At 37.1% G+C, this 15,287-nt stretch carries 8 protein-coding genes; 2 read left to right on the top strand and 6 right to left on the bottom strand.

The window, feature by feature from the left end; genetic code table 11:
* Window positions 1-15: 15 nt before the first annotated feature.
* The gene (gene lipA / locus AC6CHH_RS06350; protein ID WP_498280915.1) at window positions 16-897 is read right to left on the bottom strand and encodes a lipoyl synthase; all 882 of its coding nucleotides are present in this window, start codon (window positions 895-897) and stop codon (window positions 16-18) included.
* Window positions 898-1,039: 142 nt separating this feature from the next.
* Between lipA and AC6CHH_RS06345 the strand changes: the two genes are divergently transcribed.
* Together AC6CHH_RS06345 and carB are read left to right on the top strand one after the other, a co-directional pair.
* Window positions 1,040-3,292, top strand: coding sequence for a glycoside hydrolase family 20 protein (locus tag AC6CHH_RS06345; protein ID WP_498280913.1), 2,253 nt, complete (start codon window positions 1,040-1,042; stop codon window positions 3,290-3,292).
* Window positions 3,293-3,501: 209 nt separating this feature from the next.
* Window positions 3,502-6,321 (top strand): carbamoyl-phosphate synthase large subunit, encoded by a 2,820-nt coding sequence (carB, locus tag AC6CHH_RS06340; protein ID WP_498280911.1) that lies wholly within the window; start codon window positions 3,502-3,504, stop codon window positions 6,319-6,321.
* Window positions 6,322-6,414: 93 nt separating this feature from the next.
* Here the strand turns inward: carB and AC6CHH_RS06335 are convergent, their stop codons facing one another.
* The 5 genes from AC6CHH_RS06335 to AC6CHH_RS06315 form a co-directional block, all read right to left on the bottom strand.
* On the bottom strand, window positions 6,415-7,500 hold the full coding sequence (locus tag AC6CHH_RS06335; RefSeq protein ID WP_498280909.1) for a formylglycine-generating enzyme family protein: 1,086 nt from the start codon (window positions 7,498-7,500) through the stop codon (window positions 6,415-6,417).
* A 93-nt stretch (window positions 7,501-7,593) separates the two neighbouring features.
* Window positions 7,594-9,003 carry a Gfo/Idh/MocA family protein gene (locus AC6CHH_RS06330; protein ID WP_498280907.1) on the bottom strand — a complete coding sequence of 470 codons (1,410 nt, stop codon included), beginning with the start codon at window positions 9,001-9,003 and terminating at the stop codon, window positions 7,594-7,596.
* A 266-nt stretch (window positions 9,004-9,269) separates the two neighbouring features.
* Complete coding sequence (locus AC6CHH_RS06325; protein WP_498280905.1) at window positions 9,270-10,571, bottom strand: TolC family protein; 1,302 nt, start codon at window positions 10,569-10,571, stop codon at window positions 9,270-9,272.
* Window positions 10,572-10,575: 4 nt separating this feature from the next.
* Window positions 10,576-13,653 (bottom strand): efflux RND transporter permease subunit, encoded by a 3,078-nt coding sequence (locus tag AC6CHH_RS06320; protein WP_498280903.1) that lies wholly within the window; start codon window positions 13,651-13,653, stop codon window positions 10,576-10,578.
* A gap of 12 nt (window positions 13,654-13,665) precedes the next feature.
* The gene (locus tag AC6CHH_RS06315) at window positions 13,666-14,727 is read right to left on the bottom strand and encodes an efflux RND transporter periplasmic adaptor subunit (RefSeq protein ID WP_498280901.1); all 1,062 of its coding nucleotides are present in this window, start codon (window positions 14,725-14,727) and stop codon (window positions 13,666-13,668) included.
* Window positions 14,728-15,287: the final 560 nt, after the last annotated feature.

The raw sequence follows: 15,287 nt of genomic DNA, 5'->3' as shown, positions 1-15,287 counted from the left end.
CATGACCTTCCTATTCTATTGCATATCAAATAAGTGTTTTTCTGCGTGGTAAGAAGATCGTACCAATGGACCAGATTCAACGTATTTAAATCCCATCTTAAGGCCAATTTCTTTATATCTTTCGAACTGTTGAGGAGTAACCCACTCTATAACTGGATGATGCGCTTTAGTAGGTTGTAAGTACTGACCAATGGTAATAATATCGACGCCAACATCAAATAAATCTTGCATGGTTTCAATCACATCTTGTTCTGTCTCTCCAAACCCTAACATTATCCCTGATTTGGTGCGGAGTCCCGCTTCTGAAATTCTTTTTAAACATTCCAATGAACGGTCATATTTAGCTTGAATTCGAACTTCTTTGGTTAATCGGCGTACCGTTTCAATATTGTGTGAGACCACTTCAGGACGAACCTCTAACACGCGAGCCAAGTTGTCCCATTGTCCTTTGAAATCCGGAATTAAAGTCTCCAAGGTCGTCTCAGGACTTTCTCTACGAATTGCTAATATTGTTTCTGCCCAAATGATAGAACCGCCGTCTTTAAGATCGTCCCGATCAACGGAGGTAATTACACAATGCTTAACTCCCATAAGCCTGACCGAGTTTGCTACTCGATTAGGTTCATCAAGTTCAACTGCCATTGGCCGGCCAGTTGAAACGGCACAAAACGAACATGACCGTGTACAGATATTTCCCAAAATCATAAAAGTTGCTGTACCAGCTCCCCAGCATTCACCCATATTTGGACAATTGCCACTTTCACAAATTGTATGAAGTTTATGTTCATCAACCAACTCTCTTACATGACGGTATTCTTTACCTACAGGCAATTTAACCCGCAACCAATCAGGTTTGCGCTCAGTTTGGTTCACTGAAATTACAGGAAGTTCTATCATGGAACAAAGTTAATCATATTTAGTTTATTAATAAAAAAGGAATGTTGAGATAATATCATAAAAACATTGTAACAACATTTATTGTTATCTAAGTAGTATTTTTAGGATATTTGTATTCACAAACGAACCCTTTATTAATAATATGATAATCAAATTGCGTGTACTTTGGGTTGTGTTATTATTTTTCCCCTTGCTTATAACAGCACAGAAAAAGGAAATATCACTCATACCTCAACCCGAAAAAATAAAATTTTTTGACGGTGAGCTCTCGCTCAGCCAAAGCTTCAATTTATTTACAGTTGAGGATTTTAGTAAAGTATCAGAACTTCTATATGAAGTGCCCGGATTATCCATCAGTAGTTCAGAGATTATCAAGAAGGTTAAAAAACAGCATCAAAAAGGGGTGCGGCTTTTTAAAGCCGAAAAACATGATAATGTCGAAGCAAATGGATATTTATTAGAGTTGGATGAGAATGGTATTTTATTAAAAGCGCACTCCCCTGAGGCCATGATCTCTGGAATATACACCTTAATTCAGTTAAGCCATTTAGCGAATGAAAAAAGTATTCCTTATATGCAAATTTTGGATAAGCCAAGATTTGCATATCGTGGGTTACATTTAGATGTATCAAGACATTTTATGCCTATCGATTTTTTAAAGAAGTACATCGATATAATGGCTTTATACAAATTCAACCATTTTCATTGGCATCTTACTGATGGTGCAGGTTGGAGAATTGAAATAAAAAAATACCCTGAGCTCACCAATAAAGCAGCTTGGAGATCTCATTATTTATGGAAAGATTGGGTAAATAACGGCAAACAATATGTAGAAAAAGGCAACCCAAATGCCAGTGGCGGCTTCTATACACAGCAACAGGCTCGTGAATTAGTTAACTATGCCTTAAAGCGGGGTATCACTGTTATACCCGAAATAGAAATACCTGGACATTCCGAGGAAGTTCTAGCTGTATATCCTGAGCTCTCCTGTACTGAACTCCCATATACCCAAGGAGAATTCTGTTTAGGGAATGAAGAAACGTATGTATTCCTAAGAAATGTCTTGGATGAGATAATTGATATTTTCCCTTCAAAATATATTCATATCGGAGGTGACGAAGCTGACAAAACACATTGGAAGAATTGCTCAAAATGTCAAGCCATAATCAAGAAAGAAAACATAAAATCTGAAGATCAATTACAGACCTATGCAATAAATAAAATACAGGCCTATCTGGAATCTAAAGGACGTAAAATAATAGGTTGGGATGAGATTCTTCAAGAAGGCATCGCAAAACAAGCAACAGTTATGAATTGGCGCGGACAGGATTTAGGCAAACAGGCGGCACTACAGGATCATCAGGTAATCATGACACCTGAAGATTTTCTTTATTTTGACAAATACCAAACCGATCCAAGGAGCCAACCGGAGGCAATTGGAGGATATTTACCTTTGGAGAAAGTCTATACTTATAACCCTATTCCGGAGGGCATCCCAGATGATAAGAAAAGGAATATACTGGGCGCTCAAGGAAATCTATGGACAGAATATATGCCTACCTATCAACAGGTAGAATACATGGCTTTTCCAAGGGTTCTTGCACTCTCAGAAGTTGTTTGGTCAGAGCAACAAAATAGATCATTTGATAATTTCAAAAAAAGACTACAACAACATTACCCATTATTACAAAAATTGGATATTAACTATTACCGACCTTCTTTTTGGGTCAGCAATAAAATAACCTTTGATTCGGTAAACAGGAAGAATACTGTCTTTTTAACAAGCGAACAGTTTATTCCGGAGATTCGTTATACTGTGGATGGCACTAATCCCAATAAAACTTCTACCCTTTATAACTTGCCATTGGAATTATCTCAATCAACTACGGTAAAGACCGCCTCATTTTTAGACTCTATTCGAGTTAGTCCTATTGAGATCATCGAATTGGATGTCCATAAAGGTATCGCAAAGGAGGTCATTTATAAAACACAGTGGGAAGGTTATCCTGCTCAAAAGAAGCTAACCTTAACGAATGGGATAAAAGGAGGACTATCCTATTCTGATGGACAATGGCAAGGGTTCACCAAAGACCTCAATGTAGTCGTCGATTTTGAACGAAGGGAGGAAATATCTTCAGTAGCTATGAATTTCATGCAAGTTCCTGGTCCAGGGATATATTTTCCTGACACATTTATAGTCCTAGCTTCTGATAATGGAAAAAATTACCGAGAAATAGGGATAGTCAAGAATCAGATAAAAAAGGATGATCCAACGTTAAAATTTCAAAAATTTGAAGTCAAACTTTCCAAACCCATTATGGCACGCTATATACAAGTAATTGCTACCAATACGATGGGAGGATACATTTTCACGGATGAAATTGTAATTTATTAATTAAGGATTGGATTAATTCTTCTCGGATAAGATTTAAACCAGATTGACATATCCGAAATAATTGTTCGAAATAAATTGAGCAATTATAAAAATAATAATGTAACTTTGCACTCCGACAAAGCAGTCGGAAATACACCTCTTCAAAGGCAAAACCTGTCTGCAAACTGTTCACAGAATTATTTGTATTTAACATTTGAATTTAAAAAATAATGCCTAGAAACACCTCCATCAATTCGGTATTAATCCTTGGATCAGGTCCCATCGTTATTGGTCAAGCATGTGAATTCGATTATTCAGGATCGCAAGCTGCTTTATCACTAAAAGAAGAAGGAATTAGTGTATCCATCATTAACTCTAACCCAGCTACTATCATGACCGATAATGTCGTGGCTGACCATGTTTACTTACTTCCGCTAACTTGCGAGAGTATCGAACAGATCCTTCAAGAGCGTCAGATTGATGCTGTATTGCCAACTATGGGTGGGCAAACGGCATTAAACCTATGTATCGAGGCTTCTGAGCGTGGTTTGTGGGATAAATACAATGTTGCGGTAATTGGGGTAGATGTTGCGGCAATTGAAAAAACGGAAAACCGAGAGGCGTTCCGTCAATTGATGGTTGATATTGGAATCGGCGTTGCAAATTCAAAAATTGCAAATTCTTTTTTAGAAGGAAAAGAAGCCGCACAATTGATCGGATTTCCTTTGGTAATTCGTCCATCATATACTTTGGCAGGAACCGGAGGTGGGTTTGTGCATAAAAAAGAGGAATTTGACGCAGCTTTAAATAGAGGACTGCATGCTTCACCTACTCATGAAGTACTTGTAGAACAAGCTGTTTTAGGGTGGAAGGAATTCGAACTTGAGTTACTTAGGGACTCAAATGATAATGTGATTATCATCTGTACAATTGAAAATTTTGACCCAATGGGTATTCATACAGGTGACTCAATCACTGTGGCACCTGGAATGACCCTTTCTGATAAATGTTATCAGGATATGCGTAATCAAGCGATCAGAATGATGCGTTCGATTGGAACTTTTGCTGGAGGATGTAATGTACAATTCTCAGTAAATCCTGAAAATGAAGAAATCATCGCAATCGAAATCAATCCCCGGGTATCTCGCTCTTCTGCCTTAGCTTCTAAAGCCACTGGCTATCCGATTGCGAAGATTGCTGCTAAACTGGCTATCGGTTACAACCTTGATGAACTTCAAAATCAGATTACAAAAACTACTTCAGCCTATTTCGAGCCTACCTTAGACTATGTAATTGTTAAGGTGCCACGATTTAATTTTGATAAATTTAAAGGAGCAAATAAAGAATTAGGACTACAAATGAAAGCAGTCGGTGAAGTTATGGCAATTGGTCGTACCTTTATTGAGGCATTACAAAAAGCTGCTCAATCTTTAGAAACTGGACGTGCTGGTTTAGGCGCTGATGGTCGCCAATCAAGGAATTTAGAAGAGATTATGTACAGTTTGGAACATCCAAGTGCAGATCGCCTTTTCCATATTAAGGATGCCTTCGAGTTAGGTGTTCCACTGGAGTCTATCAGAAAAGTAACGCATATTGATAAATGGTATTTGGTTCAGATTCAAGAATTGGTGCATTTGGAAACTGAGCTTCGTAGATATCAATTAAACAATATACCTAAAGATTTCTTTATGACTTTGAAACAAAAAGGTTATTCGGATATTCAAATCTCTTGGTTATTAGGCAATTGTTCAGAAGACGATGTTTACAACAGACGTAAAGAACTAGGAATCAAACGTGTATATAAAATGGTTGATACCTGTGCAGCAGAATTCCCAGCACAGACCCCCTATTATTATTCAACCTTTGAACAAGAAAATGAATCAACAGCCTCTGATCGTAAAAAAATCATTGTATTAGGTTCTGGTCCTAACCGTATTGGACAAGGTATTGAATTCGATTATTCATGTGTTCATGGTTTACTGGCAGCAAAAGAATGCGGCTATGAAGCCATCATGATTAATTGTAACCCAGAAACTGTCTCTACAGACTTTAACATGGCCGATAAGCTTTATTTCGAACCGGTATTCTGGGAACATGTGCGAGAAATTATCGAATTAGAAAAGCCTGAGGGTGTAATCGTTCAATTAGGAGGTCAAACAGCTTTAAAAATGGCTGAACGCTTGGAAGAAGTAGGTGTAAAAATTATCGGTACCTCTTTCTCAAATATGGATTTGGCAGAAGACAGAGGGAGTTTCTCTGACTTATTAAAAGCATTGGATATTCCATATCCAAAATATGGTGTAGCGACATCTGCTGAGGAAGCTATAGTGGTAGCAAATAAAGTTGGTTACCCTGTTTTGGTTCGTCCATCTTATGTGTTGGGTGGTCAAGGAATGAGTATCGTAATCAACGATGAAGACTTGGAAAAAGCAGTTGTAAACTTGCTGAAAAATCTACCAGGAAATCAAATTTTAATTGACCATTTCTTAGATCGGGCTGAAGAAGCTGAATCTGATTCAATCTGTGACGGACAAGATGTTCATATTATTGGAATGATGGAACATATTGAGCCTGCTGGTATCCATTCGGGTGATTCATCTGCAGTATTACCTCCATTTAGTCTATCAGAAAATGTTCAGGCGAAAATGGAAGAATATTCCATTAAGTTAGCCAAGGCCCTAGGGGTTATCGGATTATTAAATATACAATTTGCAATCAAAGATGAAAATGTTTACGTGATAGAGGCAAATCCACGAGCATCACGTACCGTCCCTTTTATTGCCAAAGCATATGACGTTCCCTATATTAATATCGCGACTAAAGTGATGTTGGGCGCCAATACCTTAAAAGATTTCAAAATTGAACGCAAGTTAACTGGATACGCGATCAAGGAACCTGTTTTCTCTTTCTCTAAGTTTCCAGAGGTTGATAAACAGCTAGGGCCAGAAATGAAATCGACGGGAGAGTCAATTCGATTTATTAAAGACTTAGAAGACCCACATTTTAGAGAGTTATACAATTCTAAATCAATGTTCTTAAATGCTCAATAGAGTAACTCTAGATCGATTAACTTCAGTATAAATTCAGTAGAACGAGCCCGATTTTATCGAGCTCGTTCTATTTTAATCCTCTTAAGATAATCTTTAAATATCCATAACACATCGAAATCCAACATTATTTGTTGGAGAATTGATTTCACCCTTTCCTCTACTCCCTGCTTTATACCGCTCACAATATTGATCATTACAAAGAAAGGAGCCTCCGCGTTGAACTCTTTTAACGGCTCCGGGTTCCAATGGGTCATACGAGTCTTTTGGGCCTTTGGGATTTATAGGCTCGCTGTATTGATAATAATCTCCTTGGTAAAAATCAGAACACCATTCCCAAACATTTCCCTCCATATCATATAAGCCAAATGCATTCGCTGGATACGATTTGACAGGGGCAGTTGTTTCAAAACCATCTTCTTTTGTATTTTGTGTAGGAAACTTACCTTGATAAATATTTGCCAACCAACGGCCATCTTCCAGTTTTTTATCTCCCCAATAATACATTTGATTGCTGTGGGTTCCTGCCTTCGCGGCATATTCCCATTCAGCTTCTGTTGGAAGCCTTTTCCCTGCCCATTTAGCATACGCTTCTGCATCTTGATAAGCTATTTGGGTAACAGGATGGTCTTTCTTACCCTCTAAAGAACTTTCAGGGCCTTCAGGATGCTTCCAATTGGCTTGAGGTACATATTCCCACCATTGTAAATGATTTTGCAATCCTTGCACCTGATTGGGCGCCTTAAAAACCGCTGATCCTGGAACAAGCATCGCTGGATCGACTCCTGGAAAATCCTTAGGATTAAGTGGGCGTTCAGCTAAAGTTTGATAACCTGTAGCCTCGACAAAGGCTGCAAATTGCTCATTTGTAACTTCATGAACATCCATATAGAAGGAATCAAGAGTTATCTTATGAATAGGTTGGGCGTCCTCAAAGGAAGTGCTCCCCATATTAAAGCTGCCCCCTTTAATTAATACCATTTCAGATTGGTTGATTGCAATCGAGGATGTTTTTGTTTTCTCAGTGGTATTTAGAGCGGTAAATCGAGAGGGAATTTTTCCTGTGTGACAAACCATTGTTGTATCATTACCAAAAGAATTTTCAACTGTTTGATTCTTAAGTTTTGATCCACAGGATAGGCAAAAACTAACAGCAAAAAGGGACAAGTAAATCCTAAACATATTTATTTTTTTTAGTAAATATAATGATTTGAAAATCAAAAAGGGAAGGTCCATATATAGAACCTTCCCTTTTTGATTATTCTGAAAATTGTATTATTTCACGTTCAATTGAACATCCTTAGATTGAACTTTAGCACGGATTTTTGTATTCCCACCGCCGTTTAAAGTCATATCATGAGGTTTATTCGTTTTCCAATTTCCTCTAGTAAAATCAGGAATGTCAACTGTTCTACTATTTCTGGCAACTGATTCAACACTCAAAGGCACAATAGATGACCAAGAAGCACCATCGTAAACCGTTTGATCCAATGGTAATCCATTACGTAAACAGTCAATTAATCTCCAGTCCATCATAAAATCCATACCACCGTGTCCGCCAACTTCTTTCGCTTGTTCTCCGATGTATTTGACTAATTCAGGAGTATATTTAGTATATAATTCTTTTAGCTCTTCTGGTTTTATAAAACTATGTCCAAAAGCAATTCCTTCAGTTGGGTATTTTTGAGCAAATCCTTTTGTACCACTCAATAAATGTATACGAGAATAAGGTCGTGGAGAAGTTACATCATGTTGAATCATTATGGTTTTACCCTTTTCAGTTTTGATCAACGTAGTATCCATATTTCCGCGGTATTTCTTACCTACAAACTCTTGGAAGAAACTATCCTTCGATGCAAGTTCTTTTGCTTTATCTGCCATCATAAAATCATTGGTTTGCATTGCTACCAAATGATTCATTTTATCACCTGTATTAATATTTAAACATTGAGCTACTGGTCCGATTCCATGCGTAGGATAAAGATTTCCGTTCATTTTAATGTTTTCACGTAACCTCCACATATTATCATATCCTTTTTTATTAAAATTAAGATCCAATAAATCATGAATGTATGCTCCTTCAGCATGTACCAATTCCCCAAAAAGACCTTGACGGGCCATATTTAAGGTTAACATTTCGAAGAAATCGTAACAGCAATTCTCCAACATCATACAATGTTTTTTTGTTTCTTCAGATGTTTTAACAACCTCCCAGATTTCGCTAATCGTTAAACCAATTGGCACCTCAGTCGCTGCATTTGCACCTGATTTCATAGCCTCAATTGCCATCGGAGCATGTAATTCCCATGGAGTACAAATATAAACTAAATCAAGTTCTTCATTTTTTAACATGGTTTTCCAACCATCTTCTCCAGAATACGATTTTGCTTCCTTTAAACCTTTTTTTGTTAGGATTGTTTGTGCTTTAGTCACACGCTCAGGATGCTTATCGCATAAAGCAACGATCTCTGCACCCTCTATATAGGATATACGGTCTACTGCGCCGGGACCGCGCATCCCCAATCCAATTATAGCAACTTTTACTTTGTCTATTTTAGGAGCCGCAAAACCTGACATATTAAAATTAGTCGTTGCAAAAACTTCGTTTTGCAAAGAGGGTAAAGTTATAGCAACACTGGATAACAATGAAGCCTTTTTCAAAAAATCTCTACGGGAATTATTCATAGTATTTATTTAATATCTAACTAAGTTACAAAATTAAGGGGGACGTGGTCCCCCTCTTAATCACCTATTTTAAAACAAACTAAACAGTTTAAAATCAAAACCAATTAAAAATATGTACGGTATATTTTGGTTAAGCAGCTTGATTATCAAACCACTAATACAAGTATAATATGAATTTTTACAAAACAAAAACAAATTGACGATGCAAACGTTTGTTTAATTTACACAACCGTTTGATTTTATGTCAAATTCTTGAGACAATTCATTTAAAGGTCAATATCACCCGTCATTTCTTTCAATTGAAGTTCCGAAAGTTTGGCTTGCAGTCTTGAGGAATTAGATCTAGAGACAGCGTTTATATAATTTTCTTGGGCATCTCTAAACTCTACCGCGCTAATTGTTCCTATTTTATATTTCTCTAGGGTAATATTCAAATTTTGTCTAGCAATATCCGCATTTTTTTGTTCTAATAATGCTAATGATAGATTGGTTTGATAGGTCTGAAAAGCCGTTGAAATGGACGTTCTGAGTAAAAGATCCTGTTGACTTATCTGGAGATTTGAATTTTCAATATTAAGTTGAGCGACTCGTTCATTTCGTCTCTGATTAAAACCATCAAATACATTTACTGAGGCGGTAATTCCATAATTAAGACCTCTAGAATTGGAACTTGAAACAAACCCCAAGCTCGATTCAGATTCAGAAAAATTATATCCTGTATTCAATGTAATAACAGGATAACGATTTGCTTTTACATTTTTAAGATTCAACTCAGATATCCTTTTATTGATAGCTATTATTTGTAGGTCTGGATTGTGTTTTTTTGCTTGTTCCAAAAGATCTAAGTAAACCAAAGAATCGTCATAATCGACCTCACTTTCAACCTCAAACTCAGTTGAAAGCTCTCGAGCCATCAAGCTGTTTAAATTGATTTTTAGATTTTTAACAACGGCCAATTGTCTTAATTTATTGGATTCATCTTCGTTCATATTTACCTGAACATTCAATACTTCTAAACGGGAAGCCTTTCCAATCATAAATCGATTTTTGGCTGTTTCTAACCTCTCTTTTGAAATAATAATGTTGGAATCAAGCGCAAAAAGTATATTTTGTTGTTCTACAATCGTATAATAAGTTGAAATAACCTCTGAAACCTTGTTCAGGATAGTACGTTTTAATTCAAATTCTCCTTGTTTGCGTAATTCTTTGAGTTGTTCGTACCGTGAAAACATTCCCAGTCCATCAAAGATGGTCCAGCCGATGCTCACTCCATATGACATGTTATTATTTTTGGCATTTTTCAAGGACCGTTCTGCTCCTGTTGATTGGACTTGAGAGGAGTTTTGCAAACTGTTATTTTGCGAAAAATTAGCTGTTACACGGGGTAACATTCCTGCATTTCCTTTACTTACGTTCACTTGATCCACGCGCAAATCGTTTTGCGATAATTTTATTTCGAAATTATTTTCCAAGGCAATCTCAACAGCTTGTTTTGCAGTAAGAAGATCCTGGGCATTGGTTGCAATAACCAACAAAATAAAAGATAACAATATTCCTGCTTTTTTCATTTTTTTATTCTTCAATATTCTCCAATTCAGGATTAAGATTTTTTTTCCTGGACATCATCAAATAAAAACAAGGAATAACAAAAAGGGTAAGCACTAAGGCAAACAATGAGCCGCCAACAATAACTACTCCCATTCCAATTCTACTTGTTGATGCCGCTCCTAAGGACATTGCAATGGGTAAGGCACCTAAAGCGATAGCCAAGGAAGTCATTAAAATTGGTCTAAGCCTTGATTCAGACGCAACCAAAACGGCATCATATTTTGTATATCCTTGTTCCCGCAATTGATTGGCAAATTCAACGATTAAAATTCCATTTTTTGTTACTAATCCGATCAACATAATCGTTCCAATCTGACTAAAAATATTCCATGACTGACCAAACAACCATAATGAAAACATCGCACCTGCAACAGCCATTGGAACGGTAATAATGATAATGATCGGATCAATAAAACTTTCGAACTGCGCAGCTAAAATTAAAAATATCAATAGCACTGCCAAACCAAAAGCAAACATTGTATTGGATCCACTTTCTTGAAAATCTCTAGATTCTCCACCCAAATCAGTTGTAAAAGTATCATCTAAAACCTTCTCCCGAATCGCTTCCATAGCATCAATTCCATCTCCCATGCTTTTCCCAGGAGCTAATCCCGCAGAAACAGTGGCAGACATATATCTATTGTTATGGTATAATTGGGGCGGACTACTCCGTTCTTCAATTTCAACTATATTATCTAATTGAATTAACTCACCATTATTATTTTTAACAAATATAGCCGCCAAATCCATAGGCGTAGCCCTGTCCTTGCGGTCAAATTGTCCCATTACTTGATACTGTTTACCATTCATCATAAAGTAACCAAATCGTTGGCCTGAGAGCGACATCTGTAATGTCTGAGCAACATCCATGACGGAAACGCCTAAAGATTGCGCCTTTTCCCTATTGATCATTACATAGACTTCCGGTTTATTAAATTTTAAATTAACATCCGTGATTGAAAAGGTATTGTCTTTGGCTAACTCATCCATGAATTCTGGAATCTTTTCCTCTAGCTTCTGAAAATTAGGAGCTTGAATAATATATTGAATTGGTAATCCTCCTCTTCGATTTACTGAAATGGTTGGTTGTTGTGATATCGAAACCCTAGCCTCCGAATATGATTTTGTCAAACGCGATAAATCATTCGCTATGTCCGCCTGTGATCTTTCCCTTTGATCGGGTGCTACAAGCCCCAATCTAACCATACCACTATTGGAAGAAGCGGATCCAAATCCGGGGGAGGTGATCACTAAACTAACTTTTTTCTCTGGAACAGAATCATTAATTAACATCGTCAAGTCAGTCATAAAGCGATCCATATAATCATAGGAAACACCCTCAGGGGCATTGGCTCTCAAACTCACATAGCTTCTATCATCATAAGGGGCTGTCTCTTTTGGTAAGAGCTGATAAAAAAAGTAGGTTATCGCAAAACAAACCAACACGGTAACAAAACTTAACCATTTATACCTTAAAAAGCTTTTCAAGGCATCAGCATAGCCTGTGTTCATCATCACGAAATACTTTTCAGTGCGATCATAAAATCGTGATTTCTTTTGTTCTCCGCCTTTCATCAGATAAGCGTTCAACATCGGTGTAAGGGTCAGAGAGACAAAAGCTGAAATTAATACTGCTGCGCCAATGACTATTCCAAATTCTCTAAATAAACGTCCAACAAACCCTTCTAAAAAGATTACTGGTAGAAAGACTGCCGCCAGTGTAATGGAAATTGAGATAACGGCAAAAAAGATTTCATTTGCCCCCTTTATCGCTGCCTGAATTGGAGACATACCCTCTTCCACTTTCTTAAATATATTCTCGGTCACAACTATACCATCATCTACAACCAATCCAGTTGCCAAGACAATCGCTAACAGAGTGAGCACATTGATGGAGAACCCACACAAATACATAACAAAAAAAGTGGCAATTAGAGATACAGGGATATCAATCAACGGCCTGAAAGCAATGGACCAATTTCGAAAGAACAGGTAGATAATTAGCACCACTAGAATAATAGAAATAATTAAGGTTTCAGCAACCTCAAATACTGCCTTTTTCACGAACATGGTGTTATCAATAGCAATATTTACCTCGAAACCCTCTGGTAAATCGCCTTGTAATTTATCATATTCTTTGTAAAACTTGTCTGCAATGTCCAAATAGTTGGTTCCTGGCTGAGGAATAATTGCTAATGCCACCATCGGATAACCCGAATCCGACATCTTCGTTTCAAAGTTTTCAGCTTCCAAGGCGGCATTTCCAACATCACTCAATCGTATTGTTCGATTGTTATCAGATTTAATAATAACATCGTTAAATTCTTGTTCTGAAGCCAAGTTACCGATTGTTTTTATCGCCAATTCTGTATTAGAACCAGTCAATTTACCAGATGGTAATTCTACGTTCTGCGCAAGTAAAGCGCTTCTGACATCCAAGACAGTTAAACCATAAGAGGCTAGTTTTACAGGGTCAATCCACAAGCGCATCGCATATTTGCGCTGACCCCATATTTGAACTGAACTGACCCCCGGAATAGTTTGTAAACGTTGTGCTACAACATTTTCAGCATAATCCGAGAGTTCCAAAACATTTTTGGTAGCACTCTGCAGGGTCATGGAAATTATAGGCTCCGAATCCGCATCTGCCTTAGAGACAACTGGAGGAGCATCTATATCTTGGGGTAAACTGCGTTGCGCCTGGGATACTTTATCCCTAACATCGTTTGCCGCCTCCTCAAGATCTTTCCCCAGATTGAATTCAATGGAAATATTACTAGACCCTTGATTACTCGAAGAAGAAATATTCCGAATACCATCAATTGAATTAATTGATTTCTCAAGAGGTTCCGTAATTTGAGATTCTATAATGTCCGCATTCGCTCCTGCATAATTTGTCCGAACTGAAATCTGGGCTGGATCAATAGATGGATATTCACGAACCCCCAAAAATGTATAACCAATGATTCCAAAAAGAATCAACATCAGGTTCATAACAATCGTTAGAACAGGTCTCTTTATACTTATCGTAGATAAACTCATTATTATTACCTTTTAACGTAATGTTACCTGGACAGAACTTCCATCACGCAGGGACATAACTCCGGAAGTCAAAACGGTATCACCTTCTTGAATACCTTTCGTAATTAAGATATCTTGGTTGGTTCTTGCCCCGGTTTCAACCAATATTTCTCTCGCTATTCCATCTTTCAATACAAATAATTTTTTACCATTCTGAATTGGAATAAGCGCTTCAGCGGGTACCAGCAAACCATTATCCAACGTTTCTAAAGGAAAAATTATATTAGCAAAGGAACCTGGTTTAATCGTAAAAGAAGGGTTACTCGTTATGGCTTTCACTAACAAGGTTCTTGTAGTTGCCTCAATCGCGGGTTCTGTTGCATAAATCTTTGCCTTAAAATCACCTGGTACGCCTTGAACATTAAATTCAATTTGTTCATTTACATGAATTTGATTTGCATATTTTTCGGGTATAGAAAATAACACCTTTAATCGGTTGTTGTTTACCAATTGGGCGATATTCACCGTTGGGGAAATATAGCTGCCTTTAGATACATTACGTAGTCCAATGATTCCTGAAAATGGTGCTTTTATTACTGTCTTACTTAATTGTGCTCTTATCAATTGAATTTGAGATTGAGCAGTTCTAAAATCAGCACTGGCAATATCGTACTCTTGTTGACTGATGGCTTCTTTTTCCAATAACAGCTTGGCTCTACGTTCGTTTTCAGAGGCTAAATTATTTTGTGTAATAGCTTGAGAGAGCTGCGCTTGAAGCTCTGAATCATTGATAGTCAACAATACTTGACCTTTAGAAACCCGTCCTCCCTCAGAAAAATTAATTGTTTCTACGATTCCTGAAATTTCGGTATGTAGTTCTATTTGCTCATCTGCCTCTATTGAGCCTGATAACGATAAAAAGTCAGAATAAGGTTGTCCGACAATAACTTTTCCATATACATTTAAACCTTTTTTAGGCCCCAAGACAACGTTTTGCCTTTCTAATTTTTGCTTATTCGTATTAATACGATAAATGATTAATCCTGTGATAACAGTTAATGCTATAACAAGAATCAAGATGGAATTCCTTTTCATGACAAATTTGTTGGCCCAAAAAAAACTGGCTGTCTTTAGTTAAAAATATATCCGGAAAATAGAAAAAAATAAAACGCTATTGTGTAATAATGTTATTATAGTATTGAAAATTTAGAATCCTTGGTATTCACTTGACTATTGTGAAATCTAATCCTGTAACCGTTAATATATTACGAAACGGCAGTGTGATTTACACATATTCGGGTATTAGCTTTGTTACCAACAACAATAAAAAATGTATGGTAAATTTAGCGATAAACCATCTTTATTACCGCTAATAATAGGTCGTATAACTAAAATTCGAACCTAGTATTTGATTTCATGATTGCTATGCCAAACATACGTACAAATAATTAAAGCCCAAATCCCTTCCTTTGATTAATCAAAACAAATTTCTCATCAAAGCATACTGCCCGTTTACTTGAAGATCTTAGAGGATTTTGGTAAGATGTGTTGGGGTTTTTCAGTCTGTAAGGGAAGAATGGCCGGACACACAGGATGAGCTGGGGAAGTGGCCTAAGAATAGACCCTGCGGTAAGGACGCTGCAGTGCCATAGACT

Source organism: Sphingobacterium sp. GQ94 (genome assembly GCF_059758715.1).
Note: the sequence above shows the minus strand (reverse complement) of the source record. Positions and strands in the feature narration are given on the sequence as shown.

Coding starts and splice junctions, on each gene's coding strand:
- lipA (WP_498280915.1), bottom strand. CDS start 897: ATGATAGAACTTCCTGTAATTTCAGTGAACCAAACTGAGCGCAAACCT.
- AC6CHH_RS06325 (WP_498280905.1), bottom strand. CDS start 10,571: ATGAAAAAAGCAGGAATATTGTTATCTTTTATTTTGTTGGTTATTGCA.
- carB (WP_498280911.1), top strand. CDS start 3,502: ATGCCTAGAAACACCTCCATCAATTCGGTATTAATCCTTGGATCAGGT.
- AC6CHH_RS06315 (WP_498280901.1), bottom strand. CDS start 14,727: ATGAAAAGGAATTCCATCTTGATTCTTGTTATAGCATTAACTGTTATC.
- AC6CHH_RS06330 (WP_498280907.1), bottom strand. CDS start 9,003: ATGAATAATTCCCGTAGAGATTTTTTGAAAAAGGCTTCATTGTTATCC.
- AC6CHH_RS06345 (WP_498280913.1), top strand. CDS start 1,040: ATGATAATCAAATTGCGTGTACTTTGGGTTGTGTTATTATTTTTCCCC.
- AC6CHH_RS06335 (WP_498280909.1), bottom strand. CDS start 7,500: ATGTTTAGGATTTACTTGTCCCTTTTTGCTGTTAGTTTTTGCCTATCC.
- AC6CHH_RS06320 (WP_498280903.1), bottom strand. CDS start 13,653: ATGAGTTTATCTACGATAAGTATAAAGAGACCTGTTCTAACGATTGTT.